This is a genomic window from Marinifilum caeruleilacunae (assembly GCF_013141825.1).
In the GTDB taxonomy this organism is placed as follows: domain Bacteria; phylum Bacteroidota; class Bacteroidia; order Bacteroidales; family Marinifilaceae; genus Marinifilum; species Marinifilum caeruleilacunae.
Genome location: NZ_RZNH01000005.1, coordinates 78,342 through 104,543 on the forward strand (window position 1 = coordinate 78,342; position 26,202 = coordinate 104,543).

A 26,202-nucleotide genomic window follows, 5' to 3' on the forward strand; every position below is an offset into this window, starting at 1 on the left:
TCTTTTCAGAAATTGGATTGGGTTTTTAGATCGAATTCAGATTTATAGCTTTAATTTTTTGGCGTAGATTAGGAATAGAATGCCAGAAAATGATAGTGGAATTAAAATGAGAAAAACTGCCCAACTCATGGTGTCGAGAAATCCATACAATGCAATGGCAACACTACAAAGTACCATGATGTATCCACCAATTTTAATCTTCCAAAAGGACAATAAAAAACCTGTACCATAGAGCATTGCAAGAGCATAGAAAACAAAAATCCATAATTCTGTATATTCCGATTTGGTATCCAGAATTTCAATAAACTCGGGAACCATAAAGAGCAGAAAGACTCCTGTAATTAGGAATCCAATAATCCTGGCGATAATGAGAAAGAATCGCGAAGGATGGTCCTGATAATTCATTCTTCTTTCCATAGTTTCACGGACTTGCTATGAGAAATAACTATACTACGCTAAGCATAATTAAATGTAAGCAATTGAGCAGATAATGTCAAGAAGAAATATTTAACAAGAAATTATTGGGCAATATGTCCAAACCCTTCATCTTGTATTTTTATAGAATGTTTGTAATTTCGCCAAAGCAAAAAGTAAAAATCTATGGAAAAAATAAAGGTAATTGGTTTCGATGCGGATGATACACTTTGGGTAAATGAACCCTATTTTCGTGAAACCGAAATGAAATTCTGTGAACTGTTAACCAATGGAATGAGCCTAGATGAAGTTACCAAAGAGCTTTTTGCAATTGAAATTGGAAATATTCCATTGTATGGATATGGAACCAAGGCATTTATTTTATCTATGCTCGAAACAGGACTGAAAATTACCAATGGTAATCTATCATCAGAGAAGGTAAAAGCGATTCTTGAACTGGGAAAAGAGCAAATTAATAAACCAGTTGAGCTGATTGATGGAGTAGAAGAAGTTTTAAAAGAATTGTTCGGAAAGTACCGATTGATTGTTGCCACCAAAGGTGATTTGCTCGACCAGGAGAGGAAATTGAAAAAATCAGGATTGCTAAAGTATTTTCACCATATCGAAGTGATGAGCGACAAGCAAGTGGCTGATTACGAAAAACTAATCAAGCACCTTGATATCAGTCCGGAAGAATTTTTAATGGTTGGAAACTCCTTAAAGTCGGATATTATGCCAGTTTTACAATTGGGTTGCAAGGCGGTGCATGTGCCTTTTCATACCACCTGGGAGCACGAGCAGTTGAGCGAAGAAGAGATTGAAAACACAGATTTTCACAAAATCGATTCCATCAAGGAGCTTCTTACTTTCGTGTAATGCTCAGGATTCTTATCCGATCAATTAACATTTGACCATTGTCCTTTTGTGCTTGAATTTTTTTGGCAACACTCATCCCCTTTATTACTTTTCCAAAGGCAGCAAAACCTTGACCATCAGGATTTCTTTTGCCTCCATAATCGAGGGCAGATTGGTCGCCAATACAGATGAAAAATTCGCTAGATGCTGAGCCAGGTTCCAACCTGGCCATAGAAATTACACCATTGGTGTGCAAGATTCCTGTTTCTTTTGTTGTTTCATGCTTTATTCTTGGTAAGGCATCAACGATAGAATCATGAAACAGACCTCCTTGTATTACCTCAATTTTGATCTTACTCTGAGCCTGATTGTCCATTCGAACCACCCTGTAAAAGCAGGCATTATCAAAAACACCTTTGTCTACATTCTGTAAAAAATGAGATGCCGTAATGGGAGCCTTATCTTCAAAAATTTCTAACTCCATATCACCAAAGCTGGTAGAAATAATCACAATCGGATTTTGGGAGCTACAACCAATTATCGTTAGCAATAATGCGATAAGGATAGAACTGCTCTTTTTCATGATCTCGTTGCTTTAAATTAAACCTCTCGATTTTAACTCCAGGTATTTATTCAAACTGTTAATTGTCAAATCTTTTGGATCGGTTAATATGGCATGAATTCCATACTTCTCCAATTCTTTTACAATTAATTTTTTGTCGTAAAGAAACTTCTCACCAATGGTTTTTACGTAGATATCCTCGATACTTTCGCTTGGTTTTTTAATCATTTCCCTAATTTCGGAATTGCTAAAAAAGACCACTACCAGCAAATGATCTTTCGCCAGGCCTTGAAGATAGGGAAGTTGTCTCTTCATAGAGTCCAGACTTTCAAAATTGGTGTAGAGCATCAGTAAACTTCGGCTACGAACATAGTGTTTCACCGATGTATATAAGAGTTCATAATTTGGCTCAGGAAAATCGGTTTCCTGATTGTAAAGCACCTCCATAATTTTTTTCACCTGTGTTCTACGTCCTCCCGCCGGGATATTGGCATGAACATTTTTACCAAAGCAAAGCAAACCGGCCTTATCGTGTTTAATTACAGCCGTATTCGAAATTACCAAACTGGTATTTATGGCATAGTCTAACAAACTAAGTCCGTTAAATGGCATTTTCATGGATCTCCCACAATCAATAATCGAATAAACAGGTTGAGCTTTTTCATCCTGGTATTGATTCACCATAATCTGCGACTTACGGGCCGTAGCTTTCCAGTTAATGGTGCGGTAATCGTCACCTTTTACATATTCACGAATCTGGTCGAATTCCATCTGGTGACCAATTCGTCGAATCTTTTTTACACCAAAATCAGTTAATCGGTTTGATATTGCCATCAACTCGTACTGGCGCATCTGCATGTAAGATGGATAACAAGGAACCATCTGGGAAGTGCCAATTTTATATCTTCTTTTGATCAGATTCAGAAAGGAGCTTACATATACATTTAGCACTCCAAAATGATATTCACCTCGATTTACGGGTCTCAAGTTATAATTAACCTGCTTTTCTTCACCAGGTTTAATAGACAGTAAGTAGTTAAAATCCCTCTTCTGAAACTGAATTGGAATTTCATCAATAAGGGTAACACTTACCGTAAAATTGTAATTGTGTTGAATACTGATTTGAATTGGGTTTTCATCTCCGTTCGATAGTTTTTCAGGGCAAGATCTTTGAGCCTGTACACCTTCTTTAATTCGATAGAGCAGGAAAAAATCGAAACCAATGGCAACAACAAAGAGCAAACAGGATATTTTGGCAATGCCATAAAAGATTGGGAAAAAGAATCCCAATACCGATGTTACGGCAATTGCAGTAATTACCCAATAAAAAATTGAATGTAAGTATATGGATTTTACAAATTTCATTATCGTGGGATTTCGATACCTTCCAAAATGTGTTGAATGATTTCTTTCGCTTTAATTCCTTCCATCTCCTTTTCAGGAGTAAGAATCAATCGGTGATGTAATACAGGAGCAACAATGGTTTTGATATCGTCCGGAGTTACAAAATCGCGACCGCGAATGGCAGCAAATGCTTTAGCTGCGGTCATAACCGAAACGGAAGCCCTTGGCGATGCACCCAGAATAATTCCCGGATGATTACGGGTGTTCTGCACAATTTGAACGATGTATTTTCTTAAATTTTCATTGGTATGAATGGACTGAACCCTTTTCTGCATCTCTTTGATCTGATCAGCAGAAATCACCTTGTTGATCACCTGGGTTTCAGAAGCACCCCTTCTTTCATGCTTTGTTTCAAGGATGTTAAGCTCTTCTTCTTCGCTTGGATATTCAAATTCCACTTTCATCAGGAATCGATCGAGTTGAGCTTCCGGCAAACGGTAAGTTCCTTCCTGTTCAATTGGGTTTTGAGTGGCCAATACCCAAAATGGTTCATCCATTTTATAGCTGGTTCCGTCAATACTTACCTGGTACTCTTCCATTACTTCGAACAAAGCAGCCTGAGTTTTTGCAGGAGCACGGTTAATCTCATCAATCAAAATAATGTTTGAGAAAATAGGTCCCTGGTTGAACTCAAATTCCGATTTGCTCATGTTAAAAATCGTTGTACCCAATACATCAGAAGGCATTAAATCTGGTGTAAACTGAATTCTCGAAAAATCAGAACTAATGGCCTTAGCCAAAAGTTTGGCCGACAGTGTTTTTGCAATTCCAGGAACACCCTCAATTAAAATATGCCCTTTTGAGAATAGGCCCACAAGAAGCAACTCGATATTTTTTTCTTGCCCAACAATTACTTTTTGAATCTCAAATTTAATTTGGTTAATCAACTGATTTAATTCACCTAAATCAATTCTGTTTTCGAACTGTGTATTGTTTTCCATATTCTGATTTATTCTTAGTTACAATTTTTATAGATGTACTCAATTTTTGAATGGAAATCTTCCAATCCTTCCTGAGTTAAATGTGTTAAACTTTCTATAGAACTCGATTGTTCCAGTAGCATTAGCAAGGTTTTTTCAGGTAAACCCGAACGGCTACTTAGTTCTTTGATATTATTTCTCTTAAAATCGATATGATATCTTGATCGAATATATTCTTTGAAATACTTGAATTTTTTAACCGCGATATCTTTATGATTTTTTCGGGTGTAATACAAGGTTCCCAGGGTTTGAATAAAATCAAGAGATGTATTTCGCAGAGGCTTTACAACAGGTACAATTCTTTCTTGTCTTTTTCCTTGAAAAATCAGCAAGAAAATAAGACAGATCAATAAAAGATAAATACCCAATTTCAAAGGGGGATGAGTTAATAAGTACCTAATTGGGGAACTTGTTCTCAATAAACGAGTTGGTTTATAGTATTCATCCCAAACCACTGCATTGTTAGGCAAATAACTAAATGCTCCTGCAATGTAATCGGCATTATTATCGGCCAAAACATTATAGTTTGTAAATGCCAATGGCTGACAGCTAAAGAATACATTTCCTTTGCCAAACTTCTTCTTTACAAACTGAATGTTTTTTTCCTGATCTCTTCCCAACACAACAATACTGTCTTTGTGAAACTGATCGATGGAAATCATATCGAAAGCCTTCTCGAATTTGTAAGTTTTCTTGTAGGCTATTTTTCTGTTTTCGAAGCTCTGAATGCGTTTTGTTTTTTTGAGGTTTTCGAATAGCACAGTAGGCGTAATACTTATTCCAAGCGTGTCTGCCAGGGCAAAACTTATCGAAGATGCTGCAATAAAAATCTGGTTGCCTTCCTCGGCCAGCTTAATCAAGCGATCTACATCCCAATCCTTCATGTCCAGGCTGTTGGTAATGTAAATGTAATTTTTAGGCGGAAGGATAAGCTCCTCCCGCGGATAATTAAAAACCGGAACGCTTTGTACTTCAATTTCCTTGTTTGGAAACAATTCTTCTTTCATCAGATCCATAATCAGGTAGGACCCGAAAGGTCGTTTATCGTCGGCATTAAAATTCTGGGTCCAGTCAATGGGTCTTGGAGCAAAGAGCTCCACAAGAAACAGCAATATTAATATTGCGATAAACGGATAGGTTGATTTTGGAATATTGTACTTCATCTGTTTTTATTCGTTTCTTGTTTGAAAAGATGCATTGAACTGTTCAAAATCCTTACCAATAGAAGCATACTCTTCTTTCACGATTGGGAAATTTCCATACCAAACGGCCTCGTACAAATTGCTCAGTTCGTTGAAAACAGTTTTTACTTTACTATCGTTTATTTCGTTGATGTAATCGTAATTTGTTTTTTCAACTTTCCAATTGATAAAATTGTTTTTGCTTAGCGATTTTAATGTGCTTAAAAACTGGTAACGAACGGCAAGTCGATATTCACCAGAACTTACAGCTTTCTGAATTTGCTCCTCCCAATTTACACTTTCAGGATTCAGTTCATCGGCAAAAGGAATGCTTATCACTTTCTGATGTGGACGAAAAATTCCACTGGCATTGCTTTTGGCAATTACAATTATCAGGAAAATAAGTATTCCAGCTCCAATGATATAGCGCATAAACCATACAGCACCTAGGCCTTTGGATATGATTGAAATCCAACGGGCAAAAAGCAAACGAAGTTTTTCGAAAAAACCTATGTTTTTTACCTCGGAGTATTCGTAATTGAAATCTTTTTGCTGTCGATAACTCTCAATTCTGCCTTGGGAGATCTCCTTTTTATGAATCTCGATTTGCCCTTGATCTAAAATCAAAGTATCTGCCTGGCTGTTATTATCAGCAAGGAGTTTGCTTCCCTGCAGAAACAGAAATGCAAAAATCAATAGTACTATTTTAAACGAACTACTCATCTTTACCAACAGTTTCCAGGTCTTTTAATAATGCCGGGCTCTGTCTTCTTTCAATTAAGTTAAAGTATACCAGTGCGATTGCAGTTAAAGGCAAAATTTGAATTAATGCATATCCCAAAGCCTGAAAAATCGAAAACAGAATTGTGATTGATTTGCTGATTGTCATTGTATCGCCAGTGCTTGCAAATATTGCTGTTACCATAGTATAGATTGTAGATGGCAATTGAAATGCAAAGTTTAAGGCAGAGCTAACCAAACCCATTACAAAAAGGAAAGCAAAAACATTCCACCAGTTGTTTTTAATCAGGTTAAAACAACCACTAATGGCATCGCCTACTGATTCTTCTTCGAAGACGATAATCGGAATCACCAAACTCACACAAATACTAATATAAATTCCAGGAATAACCAGGAGAATTAAACCTAAAACGATAATGATACCTGCTAAAATAAGCGCACCCAGAATTTTCGGAATATCAGCAAGCATCGCCTTTCCAACTTCGTTTAGCTCAAAATTGTTAGCCCCTTTGTCGCGATATAATTTTATATACTCCATCATAAAGGCCATAGTAACGGTATATGATAGCAACAAGAAAAAGTAGGACGCAATGGTTGAATAGATGATAACAGATGATGAATAATCTGTTTCAAATGAGTTGCCACTCGTAATTGGTAGTAAGGTCTCATATTGCAGTAATCCCAAAACAACACCATGTAATAATCCAAAAGGCAAAACATAGTAAAACATTCCTCTTAGTATGTTTTTATAATTGTATTTAATAAAAAGAAATGTGTCGGTGAAGAGTTGTCCAAAATCTCTTACTTTCTCTAGTTTAAAATTTTCTGTAGTCATTGTTGAATAATAGGGTTTATTTGTTTTGATTCTTATACACTTTAATTGGATGAAGCACGAAATACCATATAATAAAGGCAAATGAGCTTAAGATAATGGTCCAGCTTAAAACCATTGGCATATCGGTATGTCGGGTTACATAGCCTTCCAGAAATCCGGCTACAACGAATATTGGAAATATCCCGGCAATGATTTTAACACCCTTGCGAACCCCGATTTGAATGGAGGTTTTTCTGGGTAAGCTACCGGTAAAAATTAAGGAGTTACCCAAAACCATACCTGCCGCACCGGCAATAATAATAACTGATATTTCCAATGCTCCATGGATCCAGATTACCCTTGTGGATTCCCAAAACAGATCGTGCCGAACAAAGAAATAGGTGAAACTTCCCAGCATAACTCCATTCGAAAATAAGATATAACCTGTGCCAAATGCTGTAAAAATTCCAAACACAAAGGCCAAAATCGAAACCCTTACATTGTTTACGGTAATGCCAAGAAACATGGAGGTCTGACCATGTTGCTTGTATACAGCCATAGGATCGTTTTTCTTGATATTGTCAAGAGTCATATTCACATAGTCATCGCCAAGAATTGTACGCACAAAAGCCTGATCGCCGCGCGAAGAAATCACTCCGATTAATACCGATACGAAGAAGATAAGAAAGGCATACAATAATTGCTTTCTTGCTTCAAATAAAGTCAGAGGCAAATCCAATGTCCAAAACTTTTTAAACGCTCCTTTCTTCACCTTTCTGTTCTTGTAAATTTGTTGGTGAACCCGCATACTCAATTGGTTAAGGTATGCTGTGGTTGCCGAATTTGGATAGAAAGTTCTGGAGTATGATAAGTCATCGGTAAGCTGAATGTACAAATTCGCCAAGGTATCTGGATTGCTTGCCGATGGATGGTTGATTAAGTGCTCAAATTTCTCCCATTTATCCTTATTTCGATTAAGGAATACAATTTCTTTCATAGATTTTAGGGCCCGTGTTCTGTGTTAGTTTGCTAAAGTTATTTTAAATAGTTTAATAAACAAATGAAGAATACTGATAATTTAAAGAGGTAAAATATAATGAACAGAATAACAATAAGATAGAATAAGTGTTTAATAATATGCATGTTCAAATTTTTATCTTTTGTTCCTGATCGGTATATTCGTTTTTTATTAAACAGAACTAAGAATGTCAAAAATAGGAATTGAAACCACACAAAATGTACAGTTAAACTTCCCACTTGCAAGTGTTGGTGAAAGAATCGCAGCCTATCTTCTGGATAGTTTATTTATGGGAGTTTTTGCAATGTTTATTTTTATGATCTTTGCTGTATTGGGCGAACCTTACGTATTCATTTTACTCCTGACGATTCCCATATTAGTTTATACCCTGGTGTTCGAAACTTTTATGAACGGTCAAACACCAGGAAAACGAATCATGAAAATAAAAGTTTGTAGAGTAGATGGCGACTCTCCTGCCTTTTGGCACTATTTAATTCGTTGGATGTTTCGATTGGTGGATATCAGTTTAACCAATGGAGTGGCTGCAATACTAACCATTGTTATTGGTGAAAAAGGTCAGCGTATTGGAGATATTTTGGCGAAAACAACCGTTGTGAAAACCAACCACACCGTAAAACTTACTCATACAATTTTATCTGAGGTTCCAGACAACTACCAATTGGTATTTCCCGAATCACGAAAAATTGTGGATAAGGATGTTGAGCTTTTCAAGAAAGTGATTCAGCAGCTGAAAACCATGGATGATCATGTAGAGAAATTAACCTTTGGCTTAAAGGCAAGAGGGAAGGTGATGCAACAGTTGGGCATTAAAACAGAAATGCCACCTGAGCAGTTCTTCCAAACCTTAATCGATGATTTTAACTTTCTGCATAAAAACATATAAATCAGTTCAAATCGGCAAAATTAATTTTTTGTCGATTTTTTTTGCGTCCATTTTTCTATTTCTGCGTCTACACAGTTGAGATTAAAAATTAATGTTGAAAAAGAAAAAGCAAGACTATGAATAATGAATGTTGCGGATCACAATTGTATCATACAGGAGTATGTTGTAACGAAGATGAGGTGAATGCCGAATTGGTAAACCAGGTAATGAATGCACCAGAAGAGAAGCCGTTGAAAGATTGTGCATGCCAAGGACTTGGACCATGTCAATGTCCTCCGGAAAGCAAACAAGAAGATGCATTTGAAGATCGTTTCAAAGACATGAAATATGTGGTTGAAGCATGCGGTTGCGGTGAGGGCTGCGGCTGCTAAACAACTGAAATATATTTGCATTATCTATTCAGGATAACCACTACTAATTAATTTTCACAAGACCATTTATTTATTGCTTCGCACAAGTAGCAATAGGTAGATGGTTTTTTATTTAGAACGAATACAGATAATTGATTTAAAATTTTTATTTTTGCTCTCATTAGTTTAATTTAAGGTTAATGGTAGAGCGCATCTGGAGAACATATCACAAACAACTGCTTTCTTTTATTCAGAAAAGAGTGTCCGATCCTGTCTTGGCCGAAGATATCCTGCAAGAGGTATTTATCAAGATTCACAGCAAGATTGACAGTTTACAGGAAGGCAAAAAGATAAAAGCCTGGCTGTTCCAGATTACCAGGAATACCATTATCGATTATTATCGAAAATCGAATAAAAATGAAGGTTTTGATACTCAGAACCTGGATTTGGAAGATGAGAACAATGCCGAGGCAATGGCGGATATTCAGTCTTGTATTGTACCTATGATAAAATCACTGCCCGACGATTACCGCGATGCCCTATTATTGAGTGAACTCAATGGATTAAGTCAGAAAGAACTTTCCGAAAAACTTCAAATTTCATACTCGGCGGCCAAATCGAGAGTGCAGCGTGGCCGTAGCATGCTAAAAGAGGCATTGAGCCAGTGCTGTAGTTTCGAAAAAGACTCAAAAGGCCGCATTATCGACTATGAAAAGAAGGTATCTAGTTGCGACAATTGCAGGGAAAATTAAAAAGCCATTAGCTATAGAACTAATGGCTTTTGTAGATATTAATATCTGTTATAGAATCGTCTGAGTTCCTGTGTCAGGTCGGTGTAAATTGGTTTGGTAAACTCAACAAACATATCCTGGTGCGGTGGCGGAAGAATTGGCTCATGTTCGCAAATTTCCAACTCTTCTTTGCTTAAGGCTCTCTCGTCACCGTTAAAATGTCCCCATTCGTGAAACCAGTTGAACTGGCCTCCAAAATGCTTATCGTTGATAATTTTTTGATTGCCAAACTCAATGACTTTCAAGGAAAGTAAACCTTTCGAAATTACTTCTCTTTTGTGGATGTGTAATTTGGCTTTTACCTTATTGTATACCTTAATTTTCTCTCCGGTTTTTAGAGTGGTGCTTCCTACCTCAACACTATCGGCACTAACTACTTCTTTCTCGTAATTGGTGTCGTGGGTTTCTCCAACAACAAAATCTTCAAATCCCATTGAAATGATATGATCGGGATATTCAAGTTTTTCCAGTTCGGCTTGTTTGGGTGTGTAGAATCGAACAAATCGTCTCTTAATATTGTGAAAAAGGTATTGCGTAACCTGATCCTGAAAGAATTCAGAACTTAATTTGTATTTCTGAGAATTTACAGGGATGTGTTCGATGATTACCTTCAGTGTAGCCATGAATTCAGCCTCTTCCAATTTGTGTTGCACATCCTTATAGTTGGGTACAAAAGCATTGGCTTTCTGAAAATGATTGTATGCATTGATCCCATCTTGTCGACCCCCTTTTTCCATTGCAAGTAGTCCTGCCTGGTAACATTCGGGTGCTGCCATGCGTTTTGCCTCTTCTAATTCATACTGATATGATTTAGGGTTAGGAATCAAGCGAATCGCTGCCGGACACCTGTTAATATCATTGTACATGCGATTTAGCAATTGGTATTTATCTACCGACTTTGTGTTTTTAAAAGGATCGGCCGAAGCTTGTAAGTTGTTAATTTCTCGCTCGTACCATTGTACAGCCAAAGGATAGCTCGAAAGTAAGGTTTCCTGTGCCTTTACTTTATCAGGATTTGATCTTAATCTGTCAACCGCTTTGCTTACAGCTGTAAAATAATTTCCTTGTTGCAAGGCTTTCTCGCCCGAACTACAAGCCGATAAGCTAACAACAAGTATCAATAAAATGTAGTGTAAAGTTTTTTTCATGTTTGGTGGTTTTTATCAAAGGCAAATTTAGACTAGTACTACGACAATGCCATAAGATTGTTTCTATTTATTTGCCAATTTTGTTTAGAAAACTTAAACAAATAGCGAGCCACTTTTTTCATTGGCATTTTCTGTAATCAAATCTTAACATTCGATTGTGGATGATTACAATTTCTTAACTCCATATAAAATACATTTTATCATTTCGTAAACTTGCCTGTGAAATAACTTAACAAGCCTGGCCTACTTTTGCTTATAATCAAGTTGATAACTTATGGCAAAAAACAAACGAAAGGTTGAAGTTGTAGTATTATCCGATATTCATCTGGGAACAATAGGATGCAGGGCCGAAGAGCTGTTGAAATACCTCAATTCAATACAACCTAAAAAACTAATACTGAATGGTGATATTGTTGATATTTGGCAATTTAAGAAAAGATATTGGCCGAAATCTCACATGCGAATCATCAAACATATTACATCTCTCTTATCGAAAGGTGTTCCGGTTTATTACGTTACAGGAAATCATGATGAACTTTTGAGGAAATTTGAGGGATTTTCGCTGGGTAAGCTACAAATTGTGAATAAACTGATTTTAAATCTGAATGGAAAAAAAGCCTGGATATTTCATGGCGACGTATTTGATGTTACCATGCAATATGCAAAATGGCTAACCAAATTGGGATCGATAGGTTACGATTTGCTAATCATGATTAATTCTGTGGTGAATTACTTTGCAAAACTAATGGGACGAGAAAAAGTTTCTCTATCTCGTAAGATTAAAAATAGTGTAAAATCAGCAGTAAAATACATCAATAGTTTTGAGCAAACAGCTGCCGAAATTGCTATTGATAAAGGTTACGATTATGTGGTTTGCGGCCATATTCATCATCCTGAATACAAAGAAATTAAATCCAAAAATGGTTCGACATGCTACCTGAATTCTGGTGATTGGATCGAAAGTTTAAGTGCTTTGGAGTATCATAAGGGTGAGTGGAGTATTTATGAATATCACCAGGATCAGAATGCCAAAACGGTAGAGCCAGACCTTGAAAGTTATAAGCTGGACGATAGTGAAAAAATCTTCAAAGAAATGCTTGTGGATTTTACATCGATGTCTGAAAAAACACTTTCGGTTTAATAAGGGATAGACTTGTTAAAATGGCAAAATGATTAGAAACTAAGAATTGATTGAAAATTATTAATGAAGATTTTATACGGAATTCAAGGAACGGGAAACGGCCATTTAAGCCGTGCCATAGAATTAATACCTCACTTTCAGAAAGAAGCCGAAGTGGATATTTTAATATCTGGCTTACATCACGATTTGGAATTTCACCATCCTGTTAAATACAAAAAGCAAGGTCTGGGATTTTTCTTTGGTAAAAATGGTGGCATTGATATTTGGAAAACCATCAGGAAATTTAATGTAATTCGTTTTATCAGGGATATCAGAACTTTGCCTGTTGAAGATTACGATCTGGTGATTAGCGATTTCGAGCCTGTTACTTCATGGGCCTGCAAGCTCAGAAAAGTATTTTGTTTGGGTTTGAGCCACCAATCGGCCATGCTAAACTCGAGAACACCAATGCCTGAAAAAATTGAATTCCTGGGTTACCAGGTGTTGAAAAACTATGCGCCTTGCAATCACAATGTAAGTTTTCACTTTAAGGAGTACGGACACAATATGTTTACACCGGTAATCAGGAGAGAAATTCGATTATTGGAGCCTGAAAACAATGGGTATTATCTTGTTTATTTGCCGGCATATTCCGATGAGAAATTGATTTCGGTGCTCTCGCATTTTCCAAATTGTAAATGGGTGGTATTTTCGAAACACAGCAAAAGCAAATACATTTCAGAAAATGTAGAAATCAATCCGGTAAACGGAGAGGCTTTTATTAAAGGTTTAAAAGATTGTGCAGGTGTACTTTGCGGTGCAGGATTTGAAACACCAGCCGAAAGTTTGTTCCTTGGCAAGAAGCTAGCCGTGATTCCAATGAAAAATCAGTTCGAACAAGTTTGTAATGCGCATGCATTAAAGGAATTAGGGATTCCGGTTATCGAAGATTTGGAGGCAGATGGTCCGGCAAAAATTAAGGAGTGGATCAATGGTGGTAAAACAATGGATAAAGTAAACTATCCGGACAATGCCAGGTCGGTGATCGAATTTTTAATGCACCATTATACGGGTCAGCAAAAGCCCGACTAATTTAGTTCAGACTTGTTGTTCATGGGCAATTGTTGTATTTTAATCTGATCACTAGAAAACAACATTATGTCTGAATTTATTAATAACAATGCAGCTCGCATTGATTCGCTTTTTCAATTCTGTCTTGACCTGATTAATGGGGAAAATGGTAAAGATCTAATCGCCACTCACCAGGAAGCGATTGATCATTTGTGTCCCAATGATATTATCCAGGTGGTTCACAGATTGGTTGAGGAAGATTTGTCAATGGATGCGTTAAAAATAGGCATCAACAAATCCTTGAATGTCTTTCACAATGCCATTATGGCTCATGAAAAACCAGGATTGGAAGCCAATCATTTTCTGGGAATTTTAATGAGGGAAAATCGTGAGTTGGAAAAACGACTGGTATCTATCAAGCCATTGGTCAAGTCATTTAACAAAGCTCAGAATGAAGAGGAACTAAAGAAAGATTTGCTGGCAATTCGTGATAAAATTGAAGAGTTTGCAGAATTCGATAAACACTATTCCCGAAAAGAGAACATCTTCTTTCCTTATTTCGAAAATCAGTATCCAGAGTACAAATGTTTGGGTGTAATGTGGTCCATTCACGATGATATCAGGCGCATTCGTAAAGAATTATTGCTGGCTCTTGATTCCAATCAATCCGATTTAAAACGGATTAACAAGTTAATAGGAGATCTGTTCTTTCTGATGTATACCATTATTTTCAGGGAAGAATACCTATTATTTCCTGTGGCATTGAATGCTGTTTCATCCGATATGTGGGATGAAATGAATAAGCAAAGTGTCGAAGTTGGCTTTAGTTTTATCGATCCTCCGGTTTTTTCGCACAAGCAAAAGGGAAAGACATCCAATTCATTTACATTCGAAGGAGAAGAGCTCGATGCAAGCCAATTGGGCAATACATTACTGAATTTTGATACCGGACTAATGACTTTAGATCAGGCGATGATGCTTCTAAACCATCTTCCGGTTGATATTACCATGATTGATGAAAACGACCGCGTTAGATTCTTTTCCAACCCGAAAGATCGATTCTTTACCCGTTCCAAAGCAATTATTGGCAGAACAGTTCAGAATTGTCATCCACCCGAAAGTGTTCATATTGTTGATGAACTGCTGAAAGCTTTTAAATCCGGAGCAAAAGATAGCGAACCTTTCTGGATTCAAATGCAAGGAAGGTTCATCCTAATTCAATATTTCGCTTTGCGCGATGATGAGGGAAATTATAAAGGTTGTATTGAAGTGAGCCAGGATTTAACCGACCTGAAAAAACTGGAAGGAGAGAAGAGGTTGATGGAGTAAAAAGATTTATATTGGATCAAATAGAAAGCCCTGGAAGAGAATCAACCAGGGCTTTATGTATTTTATTGAATGTGATTTTACAATCTGCTCATAAATTTTACCGGATCGATAATGTAGCGAATGTGAAAAGCAGAGCCAATGGTTCCCTCTTCGTCAGCAGCTTCGATTTCGAAACTCAATTTTTTACCATCCACTTTAACCAATTTGGCAGTGCATGTTATTTTTGCACCAAGCTTGCTTGCTTTAATGTGTTTGGTGTCAATTTGAATTCCTACCGAATCCATTCCTTCTTCAAGATCGGCATCGATGCACGCTACTGCAGTTCCTTCCATAAAGGCAACCATTGCAGGCGTTGCGTAAACGTCTAATTTACCAGATCCGTGATATTTTGCTGTATTTTTTTCGCCAACAATCATCTCTTGTGTGGCAGTTAATCCTTCTTGTAAAGCCATCTGTTTTTTTATTTAAAATTCTGATGTAAAATGGAATTCCAGGTTCGGGTAGTTCGATTGTGCCATCTGTAGCATGTAGCCCGAATCGGCAAGGAAAACATCTCTGCCATGTTTGTCTTTAGCCATGTACTGATATTTTGCCTTCTTGAATTCTTTCAACTGTTCTTCATCCTCAGTTTTAATCCAACATGCTTTGTGCAGTTGTATTGGTTCCCAACGACAGGATGCACTGTACTCGTGTAGCAAACGATACTCGATCACTTCGAACTGAAGTGCACCAACAGTTCCGATAACCTTTCTACCATTGAACTGAGAAACAAATAACTGTGCAACACCTTCATCCATTAACTGGTCGATTCCTTTTGCCAATTGTTTGGATTTCATCGGATCGGCATTCTCAATGTATTTAAACAGCTCGGGAGAGAAGCTAGGAATCCCTTTGAAATTGATTTTTTCTCCCTCGGTTAAGGTATCACCAATTTTGAAGTTACCCGTATCGTGCAAACCAATAATATCGCCTGGGAAGGCTTCTTCAACAATTGATTTTTTCTCAGCCATAAATGCTGTTGGGCTCGAGAATTTCAATTTTTTGCCATTTCTAACATGCAGATATGGTTTGTTTCTTTTAAAGGTTCCCGAAACAATCTTCACAAAGGCAATTCTGTCTCGGTGGTTTGGATCCATATTTGCATGGATTTTAAACACAAAACCAGAGAATTTTTCTTCTTCAGGTTCAATCACTCTTTCAACCGTCTGACATGGCAGTGGAGATGGAGCAACCTTAATAAATACATCCAGAAGTTCACGTACACCAAAATTATTCAAGGCAGAACCAAAGAATACTGGTGCAATTTTCGCATCCAGGTAATCCTGAACATCAAATTCAGGATAAACTCCCGATACCAAATCCAACTCTTCTCGAAGTACCTCGGCATCTTCTCCAATGTACTCTTCCAATTTCGGATTGGAGATGTCATCAAAGTCGATACTTTCTTCCACAGTTTGAGTGGCTGGTGTAAACAAGCTTAAATTCTTGTGATAGATATTGTAAACACCCTTAAAGTCAGGCCCCATATTAATTGGCCAGCTTAAAGGATTCACGCTTAGTTGTAGTTCTTTTTCAATTTCATCAAGCAAATCAAAAGCATCCTTACCCAGGCGGTCCATTTTGTTAATGAATACGATAACTGGAGTTTTACGCATTCTACAAACCTTCATTAATTTCCTGGTTTGTGCCTCAACCCCTTTGGCAACGTCAATTACAATAATTACACTATCGCATGCAGTTAAAGTACGGTAGGTATCTTCGGCAAAATCCTGGTGACCTGGTGTATCAAGGATGTTGATTTTATGTCCTTTGTATTCAAATCCCATTACCGATGTAGCAACCGAAATCCCTCTCTGTCGCTCGATTTCCATAAAGTCAGACGTTGCCGTCTTCTTAATCTTGTTCGATTTCACTGCTCCGGCAACATGAATTGCACCACCAAAAAGTAGCAATTTCTCTGTCAATGTCGTTTTACCAGCATCCGGGTGTGAAATAATTCCGAACGTTCGGCGTCTTTTAATCTCTTCTTTGAACCCCATTTATAGAATTGAATTTACTTTCTAAAATTTAGCTTGCAAAAGTAATAATTTAAACCGATAACTTATGTCACAAATGATGCTTAAAACTCGATTTTATCTTCTAAATCGTTAAGCAAGGCAATGAAGTAGTTTTGCAGCATATTTCTTGACTCCAGAAAATTGAATCTTTTTCTTATCTTCACGCTTCCAAATTTTAAAAATACAGTTGCATGAAAAGGATCGGATTACTTTCTGATACACATGGCCACCTCGACGAGGTAGCCTTAAAACATTTAAAAGACTGTGATGAAATTTGGCATGCTGGTGATATCGGAAATATCGAAACTGCAGATCGTCTTGCTCAAATCGCACCTCTGCTTGCCGTCCATGGCAATATTGATGGACAAGATGTTCGTTCGATCTATTCGAAACACCAACGATTTTTTTGTGAAGAGGTTGATGTATGGATCACGCACATAGGAGGATATCCGAAAAGGTATGATGGCAATGTGAAGCCCGAAATTTTTAGGAATCCACCTGCACTTTTTATCTCAGGACACTCTCACATTTTAAAAGTCGTGTATGATAAGGAATTAAACTTACTGCATATTAATCCTGGCGCAGCCGGATTACAGGGATTTCATAAGGTACAGACACTTGTGAAATTTCAGATCGATGGTAAGGAAATTAAAGACCTTCAGGTGGTCGAATTTGGATCAAAGGGAAGATCCATCTAAAGGATAAAATCCAAAACCTGAAAATCAGATTTATTAAGGGGGAATTTTCTTGGTGTACTAAAATTGTGCCAAAGGTGGAAAATTTCATTTTTCTTAAACAAGAAATTCGCCGTCATCTTTTTAAAATACCAAGTTTTTGTTATATTTAGATATCTAAATTTGACTGTATTTAACAGTCTCTTATTGTTTCTGAGAGATGCTAAAATATTGAGATTTAGAAATATCAGCATTCGAGGATATGTATTAAAAATACATATAAAAAGATCGGGAAATCCGAAAATACTAATCCGCATTTCTGGATTTTCCTGCTTCCGATGCTAAAAGACCAAAATTTGAAATAAAAATTAATCAAAAATTCAATTGACATGCTGTTTGATTTTGACTTAATAAAATCTGTTTACGAGAAGATGCCCGAAAGGGTAAACCATGCCAGAAAAGTTCTTGGCAAACCTCTTACTTTGAGTGAAAAAATATTGTACTCTCACCTTTCTGTTGAAGAAAAAGGAGAGAAGTTTAATCGAGGAGAAGATTATGTGAATTTTGCACCAGATCGAGTTGCAATGCAGGATGCTACTGCTCAAATGGCTTTGCTTCAGTTTATGAATGCAGGTAAGGCAAAAGTAGCTGTTCCTTCTACGGTTCATTGCGATCACTTGATTCAGGCATCAATTGGCGCAGAAAAAGATTTGGCAGAAGCCAAAGATCAAAATAATGAAGTATACAACTTCCTTGAATCAGTATCGAATAAATATGGTATTGGTTTCTGGAAACCAGGAGCAGGTATTATTCACCAGGTGGTATTGGAAAATTATGCATTCCCTGGCGGGATGATGATTGGTACCGATTCGCACACTGTAAATGCAGGTGGTTTGGGTATGGTAGCCATTGGAGTTGGTGGAGCCGATGCAGTAGATGTAATGGCCGGAATGCCCTGGGAACTGAAAATGCCTAAATTGATTGGGGTAAAACTTACTGGTAAGTTAAGTGGTTGGGTTTCTCCAAAAGATGTAATTCTGAAAGTAGCAGGTATTCTAACAGTAAAAGGTGGAACAGGTGCCATTGTTGAGTATTTTGGCGAAGGTGCCGATGCCATGTCATGTACAGGTAAAGGAACCATTTGTAATATGGGTGCTGAGATTGGAGCGACAACTTCAATTTTTGGTTACGACCAGAACATGAGCAACTATTTACGTCATACCGAACGTGCACAGGTTGCCGATTTGGCCGATGAGGTTATGGACTACCTGAGATCGGATGAAGAGGTGTATCAAAATCCTGAAAAATACTACGATCAGTTAATCGAAATTAACCTTTCGGAGATTCAGCCATATATTAATGGTCCGTTTACGCCTGATTTGGCTCACGAATTATCAAGTTTTGCAAAAGCTGTTAAGGAGAACGATTATCCTCAGACTTTGGAAGTTGGTTTGATTGGATCTTGTACCAATTCATCTTACGAAGATTTATCGAGAGCTGCATCACTAGCCAAGCAGGCAAAAGATAAAAACCTGAAAGTTAAAGCAGAATTTGTGGTAACACCTGGTTCGGAGCTGGTAAGATATACAACCGAAAGAGATGGAATCCTGAAAGAGTTTGAAGATATTGGAGGTGTGATTATGGCGAACGCTTGTGGCCCTTGTATAGGTCAATGGAAACGCCACACCGATGATCCAACAAGAAAGAACTCAATTATTACCTCTTTCAACAGAAATTTTGCCAAGCGTAACGATGGAAATCCAAATACACATGGATTTGTAGCTTCTCCAGAATTGGTAACAGCTATGGCCATTGCTGGTGATTTGTGTTTCAATCCAATGACCGATAAATTAATTAACGAAGATGGAGTGGAGGTCATGTTAGACGAACCAACAGGATTGGAATTCCCACCAAATGGTTTCGACATGAAGGATTCGGGTTACCTGGCTCCTCAGGCTAATGGTTCTGAGGTGACTGTTGATGTAAAATCAGACTCGGAACGCCTTCAGTTACTTGCTCCATTTGGAGAATGGAATGGTAAAGATTACAAAGGCCTAAAGCTTTTAATTAAAGCCAAAGGAAAATGTACTACCGACCACATTTCGATGGCAGGACCTTGGTTAAGATTCCGTGGACATTTGGACAACATTTCGAACAATATGCTGATTGGAGCTGTTAATTACTTTAACGAAGAGACCAATTCTATTTTTAATCCTGTAAACGGTGAATACAATGAAGTGCCTGCAACAGCACGAGCATTAAAAGCCGAAGGAATTGGATCTATCGTTGTTGGTGATGAAAACTATGGGGAAGGATCATCAAGAGAGCACGCAGCAATGGAGCCACGTCACTTAGGAGTAAAGGCAGTGATTGTAAGATCATTTGCCCGAATCCATGAAACTAATCTGAAAAAACAAGGAATGTTGGCTTTAACATTTGCCGATAAGGCTGATTACGATAAAATTCAGGAGAAAGACCAGGTTGATATTATCGGTTTAACCGAATTTACTCCTGGAAAACCATTGAATCTTGTTGTGACTCATGAAGATGGTAGTACAGATAATATTGTGGCTAACCATTCTTATAATGATGTACAGATAGAATGGTTTAAAGCTGGAAGTGCTTTGAATTTGATCAGAAAACAGAACAACTAAAACAATAAACATTGCGTAACCCTGGAATCAATCACCCCGCTTGGTTCCAACTCTAAAGTTTAGACTATATGAAGAAAACATTAAAACAAACTTTGTCTGAAAAGATTGAAGAACACAGACCAAGGACAAAACGCCTGTTAAAAGAGTATGGAGATGTGGTTGTAGATAATGTAACCGTATCCCAGGTGATTGGAGGAATGAGGGGATTGAAATCACTTGTTACTGATATTTCTTATCTGGACCCTGAAGAAGGAATTAGATACAGAGGATATACATTGGGAGAAGTAATTGATAGCTTACCAAAACCTAAAGGCGGAAGTATGCCTTATGTTGAGGGATTGTTTTACCTGCTTTTAACTGGAGATTTTCCAAACCAGGAAGAGGTAATGCAAGTGGTTGACGAATTTAGCAAGAGAAGAATTGTACCAAGATATGTATACGAGGTAATTGATTCTTTCCCATGTTGTAGCCATCCAATGGCCATTTTCTCGACCGCTATTCTTACTTTGAATCGCGAATCGGTTTTCAATCGACAATATCATGCTGGATTGAATAAGAAAGACTATTGGGAAGCTACTTATGAGGATGCTTTGAACCTTTTGGCAAAATTGCCAGAGATTGCTTCTTACATTTACAATAAGCTTTACCGTCAGGGACCAAGAATTCAATCGAATCCAAATTTGGATATGGGTGGTAATTTCGCTCATATGATGGGAATCGACAAGCCTTACGATGATGTTTCTAGGTTGCATTTTATCATTCACAGTGATCACGAAAGTGGTAATGTAAGTGCACATACAGGGCATTTGGTGGCAAGTTCGCTGTCTGATATCTATTTGTCGATCTCAGCAATGATTAACGGTTTGGCTGGACCATTACATGGATTGGCCAACCAGGAAGTGCTAAGATGGTTGCAGGATGTAATGGACAAAATGGGTAATAAAGTACCAACCGAAGATGAGATGAAACAATTCGTTTGGGATACGCTTAATTCAGGTCAGGTGATTCCTGGTTTCGGTCATGCGGTACTTCGTAAAACAGATCCTCGTTACATGCTTCAGCGTGAGTTTAGTTTGAAAAATTTACCAGATGATCCAATTTTTAAATATGCCGATTTGTTGTATAATGTTGTACCACCAATTTTGAAAGAGCATGGTAAGGCGAAGAATCCTTGGCCAAATGTCGATGCACAATCGGGTGTAATCCAATGGCATTATGGAGTAACAGAATACGACTTTTATACGGTATTGTTTGGAATTGGACGAGCAATTGGTATTTGTGCCAATATTATTTGGGACAGAGCTTTAGGTTACCCGCTTGAAAGACCAAAATCGATTACTACTGATATGCTTGAAAAAATTGCAGGCATTAAAAAAGAAGTAGTGGAAGCTGAAAAAAGTTAAACGATTATAATGATTAAAGAAAGCTGATTTCGAGTATTCGATTTCAGCTTTTTTTGTTTGCAGAAGGATGTATATAAAAAGAAACTGTAAAAAAGTCTGGTGACAACTTTTTTACAGTTTCGAAGCAAAAACTAACAATATGGAAAAGTTCCAATAAATACTTTTTAAATGGAATGGGAAAAATACTTCAAATCCTACTAAACTCTAACCCTTTACCTAAACTACGTAGGATCTGAAGTATATTCGCAGTTGAAAATTAAACTACACTCTCTTCACTCTCACAATAATTGTATGGCTGTTATTGTGATTTCCCTTTCACATTACAAATATGGCTTCTTTTATCATGGGAAAATAGATTGGATTTACCCAAACTGCAGTGTTTATATACTCAAAAAGCAATGGGTATTTTACGCCATATCTCACATAAAAACATTAAAAGTTTAGTATGCTAGGATGGGGGTAAGAAAAAAGCCAATCTTTATCGATTGGCTTTCTGTTATTTATGATTCTGTTTTAATCAGAACACTTTTAATCTCTGTTTCGAGCTTTTCCAGATCTTGTGACACCTGGTTTTTCATATCCTGGTACTTGTCTGAAAACTTTTGCGAAAGACCTTTGTAGTAATCTACACCACTTAGAAGATTTTTCTTAAACCCTTCCAGCGATTTGATTTGCTTCGGAATTGGATTCTTAATATCAGATACCTGTTCTTTCAGGTAATCGTAATACAAATTCAATTCTTTAATAAACATGTGAGGTCTGTCCTTGCGCTCAATTAAATTGGTACGATTGTAAATATGATCAATCATCTCCTTAAGTTTCACCTTTTTGGTAAAGTATGCAAGGTTTGGCCCCGGACAAATCGATACGCCATCACCATCTTTTTTCGTATCAATATCATTTACCAAATAGGATGCTGTCGACAAGCCCTTACACAAACAAGTTTTTTGAAGTAAAAGGTTGATCTCTTTTTCAAGTTCCTCTTTTGGAAGGTTCTGCTCTCTTAAATGAGCCAGTTTCAATTTTTGATACTGACGAGATGCGGTACAAATCGGTTCTTTCGTGAACTCCGTGTTTGCTATCATGTAGCGTTTTGTGCACGGACTACCAGGTTTGTTTTGTTTTAATCGATCCCATACATCGGCATCTCGGGTATTGCTGTTCAAATTGTTAAAACGAACACCAAGCGGAGAGGCATGACTTAAGGATAGATCTTCTTCATCAGCTTTCTCAAGCAATGAGAGTGTTTTTTCATCCACATCACAAGCTTCAGGAACCATCAGGAATGGTGATCCCCAACCAATGGAGTCCAGGTTGTACTGTTGCATCAGGAACTCGTGCTCTTCTGCTGTGCCAACACCACCCTGGGCTGTAACCTTAATGCTTAGAGGTTCAGAAGGAACTATCTTTCCTTTTTCTTTTAGCGAATCTAACAGAATAGGATTCAGACTGTCTCTTAGTTCATCTCTTTTTTCTTTGAATTCCTGCAGAATTGGACCCATAAGAAAACCATCGGTGGCAAATGCATGTCCACCACAGTTTAGTCCAGATTCAATTCGATACTCCGAAATCCAGATTCCTTTTTTGGCAAGAAAACGTCCCTGAATTAAAGCCGATCTGTAATCGCTTACTTTCAGAACGATTTTTTTCTTGATGTATCCGTTTTCATCCGGATAGAAATCATCGAACTGCTCAAGGTAGCCATACAAACGTGGGTTCATTCCTGCTGAAAGGACCATGGAGCTCTCCAGGTTACTCATCGCAAATCCGCGAAGAGCTGCATGGGCATCATTGAATTCAACTGGTAAATCTTCACCTTCGTATTGGTTTCCCTTGTCTAATTTGGTCATGATATTTACATCAATCGACCCAAGAGGAAGGTTATTGCTTAACCATTCTTTTGCTTCTTTCACATAAGGATTGTCAGCAAATTTTTCTTTAAACTCTTTCTTTACTTCCGAAAAGTCTGGAAGCAATTCAAGGTATTCTTCAATCTCTTTTCCTTTATCCTGAATGGATTCTTTAAGATTTTCAAACTTCTCCTTCACCAAATTATCTAATAAATTCAGATAAGATGTAATTCTTTCTGCACGAAAATCTTTGGTCTTTTCTGTAATGGGCTTAAAAGGAAGGCTTAACTTCTTACAGTACATTTCCCGCATTTTTTCAACGAGAACATCATCTACAATCGATACCACTGAAGAAATTCCCAAATGAGCCACTTTAACAGGCGTATCCACTGTAAATCCTGTCCCCATAACAGGAATGTGGAAACTATGTCCTAAAATTTTACTCATGAATTGTTTTTATTGATTTAATGATACTATATCAATGCAATAGATTGATTTTTTTATCGTGTGGCAAGTTAGATCAAATAGCCATCAAATCAAAGACAATTCTAGAGAATTTGCTTTATATTAAAGTCTGGATTGATAAAAGTTGAATAAGGATTAATCTGGTGTTTTTCAAAAAAATAATTAAACTCTAAAATAGTTGGAATTGCTGGGATTTATTCTCCTGATCGATTCCTTCGATACGAAGCAGTATTGCTTTGTTTTCTAAACCGCCTGCATAGCCTGTCAGTTTTCCGTTTTTACCAATTACCCTGTGACATGGCACAACAATTGGAATGGGATTTTTGGAATTGGCCATTCCAACTGCCCTGCATGCATTTGGTTTCTCAATCTTGTTTGCAATGTCCTGGTACGATCTCAACTCTCCAAATGGGATTTGTTCCAATTGCTTCCAGATCTGTTTTTGAAAAACGGTTCCATCGGGGTCCAGATTCAAGCTGAAGCTTGTCCGTTTCTTCTCAAAGTATTCGTTGAGTTGAGTTTTAACCTGTACCAGTTTCGATGCTTCCTGCTGCCAATCATCCGAAATGTTTTCCAGGTCAATATGTTCTTCAAACAAAATCTTCTTTAAGCCTTTATCGCTTGTCAGAAGCAGAAGTTTACCAATAGGAGAGGAGATAATATCGTAATACAACATGCGCGAAATTTAAGAATATTAATTGCTCGTTAAGCCTTTAATTACAACAGATGAGATAAAACATCCAAAGAGTGGAGGCATATAAGATATGGTGCCTACATTCGATTTTTTATTTCTGCTCTCATCCAAAATTACGGCATCTTTCGATACATCTTCAGGCGAGAAAACAACCTGTACACCTTTGTACACGCCCAATTTATGTAGGCGTTTACGAAGCATACGTGCCAATTTGCAATTGTAAGATTTAGAGATATCGGCAATCTGAATTTTACTTGGGTCCATTTTTCCTCCTGCACCCATAGCGCTTACGATTTTCAGGTTATTTTGCAGGCTGTGATAGATTAAAAATATTTTTGGCGCCAAGGTGTCAATTGCATCCACCACATAATCGTAATCATCCTCTTTCAGGACTTCAATCATTCTTTCGTCTTTCAGGTATTCATTCAGAATTCTTAGTTCCATATTAGGATTGATATCCAAAAGTCGAGCACCCATGATTTCCGCTTTGTCTTTATTTACATTAGATGTTGTAGCCGGCAATTGCCTGTTTATATTCGATGTATCAATTGTATCTCCATCCACAATGGTCATTTTTCCAACTCCGGCTCTGCAAATCTGCTCTGCTGCATAGGCACCAACACCACCCAAACCAACTACCAGTACATGTGAATTTTTTAGTTTTTCAAGTTTCTCACTGCCCATTAACAAATGGGTTCTGCTCAACCATTCTTCACTCATAATCTTAAAAACACTTAATATAGTTTAATAGCATTTGCTTTTTCAATGCTTCAATTTCAATTTTTTTTATTGTTGCAGCCTTTGTATAAATTTCCTTTACGGATATTTCTTTATCATCGGTTTCCAGGAAGATTTTATCCAGCGGAAGCTGTTCAAACACCCTTTGAAGTTTTTCATTTCGAAGTAGGGCTTCTCCAAACGTAAGGTAAAATCCATGCTTCAGGAATGTTTCGGCTAGCTGTAAGTTTTTATTAAAGCCATGAAATATCCAGGAAGTTCCCGTGTCATGATTTTTTTTGATTCTCAGGATTTCCTCATGTGCTTTAACACAATGTATAATCACTGGTTTTTGTAGAATCATTGCTGCCTGAAGCTGATCGAGAAATACTTTTTCCTGTATATCCATAGGAGTTGTAATTGCTTTGTCAAGACCAATTTCACCTATGGCAGAAGGATTTACATTTGAGATGCATTCTTCAAGATGTTTCTTTGCCGAATCAAATTGTAACTTTTCAATATCCCAGGGATGAATACCTATCGAAAAAGCTTGATCTGCTTTTAAGTTCGCTTGAGAATCATTTGTATCAATATTAAGTACAGAAATGATTTCCTGATCAGCAATTAACTGGTGTGTATGAATATCTATGTAAGGAATTGATGACATTAGCATGATTTAATAAGCCCAAAAATACGAATATTGAATGGTAAGCCAAATTTCTATGTTTGGCTTTGCAAATCTTTCTTTTTATAATCGTTTCATATCTCGAATCTTGGAAATAACAAAGATGAAATTTCGTCAAAATTATTTGAAAAAAACACTGAAACCCTTGCTTAATGGCAGATTCTTGTTTACTTTGCAAATAGAAACAGAACGTTCTTTACATAGAAGATAAAAGCATTCCGCATTAATTAGCGATTGTTAAACTCAACAGTTATCACATACCGAGAAAGCAACATGCTTGCAAAAGCAGGCCCCAACCTTCGGGTTGCTTCGGCACAGGGG

At 37.3% G+C, this 26,202-nt stretch carries 25 protein-coding genes; 10 read left to right on the forward strand and 15 right to left on the reverse strand.

Annotated elements, in window-relative coordinates:
• Positions 1-42 precede the first annotated feature (42 nt).
• Positions 43-417 (reverse strand): DUF7670 domain-containing protein, encoded by a 375-nt coding sequence (locus tag ELS83_RS05010; protein WP_171594433.1) that lies wholly within the window; start codon positions 415-417, stop codon positions 43-45.
• 183 nt (positions 418-600) lie between these two features.
• Here ELS83_RS05010 and ELS83_RS05015 point away from each other — a divergent pair, with 183 nt between their 5' ends.
• A complete protein-coding gene (locus ELS83_RS05015) occupies positions 601-1,290 on the forward strand; it encodes an HAD family hydrolase (protein ID WP_171594434.1) in 690 nt (229 codons plus the stop codon).
• Here ELS83_RS05015 and ELS83_RS05020 read toward each other — a convergent pair.
• From ELS83_RS05020 to ELS83_RS05050, 7 genes are read right to left on the reverse strand one after another with little or no spacing between them, the layout of a single operon-like run.
• Positions 1,277-1,852: a peptidylprolyl isomerase gene (locus ELS83_RS05020; protein WP_171594435.1), complete on the reverse strand. Its 576-nt coding sequence runs from the start codon at positions 1,850-1,852 to the stop codon at positions 1,277-1,279. The genes ELS83_RS05015 and ELS83_RS05020 overlap by 14 nt on opposite strands.
• A gap of 12 nt (positions 1,853-1,864) precedes the next feature.
• Positions 1,865-3,196, reverse strand: coding sequence for a DUF58 domain-containing protein (locus ELS83_RS05025; RefSeq protein ID WP_171594436.1), 1,332 nt, complete (start codon positions 3,194-3,196; stop codon positions 1,865-1,867).
• Positions 3,196-4,176 (reverse strand): AAA family ATPase, encoded by a 981-nt coding sequence (locus tag ELS83_RS05030; protein ID WP_171594437.1) that lies wholly within the window; start codon positions 4,174-4,176, stop codon positions 3,196-3,198. Before ELS83_RS05030 ends, ELS83_RS05025 begins: the two co-directional genes overlap by 1 nt.
• Positions 4,177-4,190: 14 nt before the next feature.
• A complete protein-coding gene (locus tag ELS83_RS05035; RefSeq protein WP_171594438.1) occupies positions 4,191-5,378 on the reverse strand; it encodes a DUF4350 domain-containing protein in 1,188 nt (395 codons plus the stop codon).
• A 6-nt stretch (positions 5,379-5,384) separates the two neighbouring features.
• Entirely contained in the window at positions 5,385-6,119 is a 735-nt protein-coding gene (locus tag ELS83_RS05040; RefSeq protein ID WP_171594439.1) for a hypothetical protein, read from the reverse strand.
• Entirely contained in the window at positions 6,112-6,972 is an 861-nt protein-coding gene (locus ELS83_RS05045; protein ID WP_171594440.1) for a hypothetical protein, read from the reverse strand. Before ELS83_RS05045 ends, ELS83_RS05040 begins: the two co-directional genes overlap by 8 nt.
• Before the next feature lie 16 nt (positions 6,973-6,988).
• Positions 6,989-7,948: a stage II sporulation protein M gene (locus tag ELS83_RS05050; RefSeq protein WP_171594441.1), complete on the reverse strand. Its 960-nt coding sequence runs from the start codon at positions 7,946-7,948 to the stop codon at positions 6,989-6,991.
• A 208-nt stretch (positions 7,949-8,156) separates the two neighbouring features.
• On the opposite strand from ELS83_RS05050, the gene ELS83_RS05055 reads away from it, so the two are divergent.
• From ELS83_RS05055 to sigZ, 3 genes are all read left to right on the forward strand, one after another.
• Positions 8,157-8,873: an RDD family protein gene (locus ELS83_RS05055; RefSeq protein ID WP_171594442.1), complete on the forward strand. Its 717-nt coding sequence runs from the start codon at positions 8,157-8,159 to the stop codon at positions 8,871-8,873.
• A gap of 116 nt (positions 8,874-8,989) precedes the next feature.
• Positions 8,990-9,244: a hypothetical protein gene (locus ELS83_RS05060; protein WP_171594443.1), complete on the forward strand. Its 255-nt coding sequence runs from the start codon at positions 8,990-8,992 to the stop codon at positions 9,242-9,244.
• A 179-nt stretch (positions 9,245-9,423) separates the two neighbouring features.
• Positions 9,424-9,975, forward strand: a complete 552-nt coding sequence (gene sigZ, locus ELS83_RS05065; RefSeq protein ID WP_171594444.1) for an RNA polymerase sigma factor SigZ — start codon at positions 9,424-9,426, stop codon at positions 9,973-9,975.
• 38 nt (positions 9,976-10,013) lie between these two features.
• Here sigZ and ELS83_RS05070 read toward each other — a convergent pair whose 3' ends face one another.
• Positions 10,014-11,162: a hypothetical protein gene (locus tag ELS83_RS05070; protein WP_171594445.1), complete on the reverse strand. Its 1,149-nt coding sequence runs from the start codon at positions 11,160-11,162 to the stop codon at positions 10,014-10,016.
• Between the two features lie 274 nt (positions 11,163-11,436).
• Between ELS83_RS05070 and ELS83_RS05075 the strand changes: the two genes are divergently transcribed.
• The 3 genes from ELS83_RS05075 (at position 11,437) to ELS83_RS05085 (ending at position 14,682) form a co-directional block, all read left to right on the forward strand.
• Positions 11,437-12,303 (forward strand): UDP-2,3-diacylglucosamine diphosphatase, encoded by an 867-nt coding sequence (locus ELS83_RS05075; protein WP_171594446.1) that lies wholly within the window; start codon positions 11,437-11,439, stop codon positions 12,301-12,303.
• A 63-nt stretch (positions 12,304-12,366) separates the two neighbouring features.
• Complete coding sequence (locus tag ELS83_RS05080) at positions 12,367-13,374, forward strand: glycosyltransferase family protein (RefSeq protein ID WP_171594447.1); 1,008 nt, start codon at positions 12,367-12,369, stop codon at positions 13,372-13,374.
• A 66-nt stretch (positions 13,375-13,440) separates the two neighbouring features.
• Positions 13,441-14,682, forward strand: coding sequence for a DUF438 domain-containing protein (locus ELS83_RS05085; protein ID WP_171594448.1), 1,242 nt, complete (start codon positions 13,441-13,443; stop codon positions 14,680-14,682).
• Positions 14,683-14,759: 77 nt separating this feature from the next.
• Here ELS83_RS05085 and ELS83_RS05090 read toward each other — a convergent pair whose 3' ends face one another.
• Entirely contained in the window at positions 14,760-15,134 is a 375-nt protein-coding gene (locus ELS83_RS05090) for a thioesterase family protein (protein ID WP_171594449.1), read from the reverse strand.
• Positions 15,135-15,146: 12 nt separating this feature from the next.
• Entirely contained in the window at positions 15,147-16,721 is a 1,575-nt protein-coding gene (locus ELS83_RS05095) for a peptide chain release factor 3 (protein WP_171594450.1), read from the reverse strand.
• Between the two features lie 209 nt (positions 16,722-16,930).
• Here ELS83_RS05095 and ELS83_RS05100 point away from each other — a divergent pair, with 209 nt between their 5' ends.
• From ELS83_RS05100 to ELS83_RS05110, 3 genes are all read left to right on the forward strand, one after another.
• A complete protein-coding gene (locus ELS83_RS05100; protein WP_171594451.1) occupies positions 16,931-17,437 on the forward strand; it encodes a metallophosphoesterase family protein in 507 nt (168 codons plus the stop codon).
• A 365-nt stretch (positions 17,438-17,802) separates the two neighbouring features.
• Positions 17,803-20,067 (forward strand): aconitate hydratase, encoded by a 2,265-nt coding sequence (locus ELS83_RS05105; protein ID WP_171594452.1) that lies wholly within the window; start codon positions 17,803-17,805, stop codon positions 20,065-20,067.
• Positions 20,068-20,135: 68 nt separating this feature from the next.
• Positions 20,136-21,470, forward strand: a complete 1,335-nt coding sequence (locus ELS83_RS05110; RefSeq protein ID WP_171594453.1) for a citrate (Si)-synthase — start codon at positions 20,136-20,138, stop codon at positions 21,468-21,470.
• A 500-nt stretch (positions 21,471-21,970) separates the two neighbouring features.
• On the opposite strand, the gene ELS83_RS05115 is transcribed toward ELS83_RS05110, so the two are convergent.
• From ELS83_RS05115 to ELS83_RS05130, 4 genes are all read right to left on the reverse strand, one after another.
• Entirely contained in the window at positions 21,971-23,767 is a 1,797-nt protein-coding gene (locus tag ELS83_RS05115; protein ID WP_171594454.1) for a hypothetical protein, read from the reverse strand.
• Between the two features lie 187 nt (positions 23,768-23,954).
• Positions 23,955-24,461, reverse strand: coding sequence for a methylated-DNA--[protein]-cysteine S-methyltransferase (locus ELS83_RS05120; protein WP_216616385.1), 507 nt, complete (start codon positions 24,459-24,461; stop codon positions 23,955-23,957).
• Between the two features lie 18 nt (positions 24,462-24,479).
• Positions 24,480-25,199 carry a tRNA threonylcarbamoyladenosine dehydratase gene (locus ELS83_RS05125; RefSeq protein ID WP_171594455.1) on the reverse strand — a complete coding sequence of 240 codons (720 nt, stop codon included), beginning with the start codon at positions 25,197-25,199 and terminating at the stop codon, positions 24,480-24,482.
• 4 nt (positions 25,200-25,203) lie between these two features.
• Complete coding sequence (locus tag ELS83_RS05130; protein WP_171594456.1) at positions 25,204-25,869, reverse strand: TatD family hydrolase; 666 nt, start codon at positions 25,867-25,869, stop codon at positions 25,204-25,206.
• Between the last annotated feature and the right edge of the window lie 333 nt (positions 25,870-26,202).

Excerpts from the sequence above, each read along its gene's own strand:
- ELS83_RS05085 (WP_171594448.1), top strand. The coding sequence starts at position 13,441 with ATGTCTGAATTTATTAATAACAATGCAGCTCGCATTGATTCGCTTTTT.
- ELS83_RS05105 (WP_171594452.1), top strand. The coding sequence starts at position 17,803 with ATGCTGTTTGATTTTGACTTAATAAAATCTGTTTACGAGAAGATGCCC.
- ELS83_RS05035 (WP_171594438.1), bottom strand. The coding sequence starts at position 5,378 with ATGAAGTACAATATTCCAAAATCAACCTATCCGTTTATCGCAATATTA.
- ELS83_RS05095 (WP_171594450.1), bottom strand. The coding sequence starts at position 16,721 with ATGGGGTTCAAAGAAGAGATTAAAAGACGCCGAACGTTCGGAATTATT.
- ELS83_RS05020 (WP_171594435.1), bottom strand. The coding sequence starts at position 1,852 with ATGAAAAAGAGCAGTTCTATCCTTATCGCATTATTGCTAACGATAATT.
- ELS83_RS05130 (WP_171594456.1), bottom strand. The coding sequence starts at position 25,869 with ATGCTAATGTCATCAATTCCTTACATAGATATTCATACACACCAGTTA.
- ELS83_RS05015 (WP_171594434.1), top strand. The coding sequence starts at position 601 with ATGGAAAAAATAAAGGTAATTGGTTTCGATGCGGATGATACACTTTGG.
- ELS83_RS05110 (WP_171594453.1), top strand. The coding sequence starts at position 20,136 with ATGAAGAAAACATTAAAACAAACTTTGTCTGAAAAGATTGAAGAACAC.
- ELS83_RS05115 (WP_171594454.1), bottom strand. The coding sequence starts at position 23,767 with ATGAGTAAAATTTTAGGACATAGTTTCCACATTCCTGTTATGGGGACA.
- ELS83_RS05045 (WP_171594440.1), bottom strand. The coding sequence starts at position 6,972 with ATGACTACAGAAAATTTTAAACTAGAGAAAGTAAGAGATTTTGGACAA.
- ELS83_RS05025 (WP_171594436.1), bottom strand. The coding sequence starts at position 3,196 with ATGAAATTTGTAAAATCCATATACTTACATTCAATTTTTTATTGGGTA.
- sigZ (WP_171594444.1), top strand. The coding sequence starts at position 9,424 with ATGGTAGAGCGCATCTGGAGAACATATCACAAACAACTGCTTTCTTTT.
- ELS83_RS05040 (WP_171594439.1), bottom strand. The coding sequence starts at position 6,119 with ATGAGTAGTTCGTTTAAAATAGTACTATTGATTTTTGCATTTCTGTTT.
- ELS83_RS05010 (WP_171594433.1), bottom strand. The coding sequence starts at position 417 with ATGGAAAGAAGAATGAATTATCAGGACCATCCTTCGCGATTCTTTCTC.
- ELS83_RS05125 (WP_171594455.1), bottom strand. The coding sequence starts at position 25,199 with ATGAGTGAAGAATGGTTGAGCAGAACCCATTTGTTAATGGGCAGTGAG.
- ELS83_RS05080 (WP_171594447.1), top strand. The coding sequence starts at position 12,367 with ATGAAGATTTTATACGGAATTCAAGGAACGGGAAACGGCCATTTAAGC.
- ELS83_RS05055 (WP_171594442.1), top strand. The coding sequence starts at position 8,157 with ATGTCAAAAATAGGAATTGAAACCACACAAAATGTACAGTTAAACTTC.
- ELS83_RS05075 (WP_171594446.1), top strand. The coding sequence starts at position 11,437 with ATGGCAAAAAACAAACGAAAGGTTGAAGTTGTAGTATTATCCGATATT.
- ELS83_RS05120 (WP_216616385.1), bottom strand. The coding sequence starts at position 24,461 with ATGTTGTATTACGATATTATCTCCTCTCCTATTGGTAAACTTCTGCTT.
- ELS83_RS05070 (WP_171594445.1), bottom strand. The coding sequence starts at position 11,162 with ATGAAAAAAACTTTACACTACATTTTATTGATACTTGTTGTTAGCTTA.
- ELS83_RS05100 (WP_171594451.1), top strand. The coding sequence starts at position 16,931 with ATGAAAAGGATCGGATTACTTTCTGATACACATGGCCACCTCGACGAG.
- ELS83_RS05030 (WP_171594437.1), bottom strand. The coding sequence starts at position 4,176 with ATGGAAAACAATACACAGTTCGAAAACAGAATTGATTTAGGTGAATTA.
- ELS83_RS05090 (WP_171594449.1), bottom strand. The coding sequence starts at position 15,134 with ATGGCTTTACAAGAAGGATTAACTGCCACACAAGAGATGATTGTTGGC.
- ELS83_RS05050 (WP_171594441.1), bottom strand. The coding sequence starts at position 7,948 with ATGAAAGAAATTGTATTCCTTAATCGAAATAAGGATAAATGGGAGAAA.
- ELS83_RS05060 (WP_171594443.1), top strand. The coding sequence starts at position 8,990 with ATGAATAATGAATGTTGCGGATCACAATTGTATCATACAGGAGTATGT.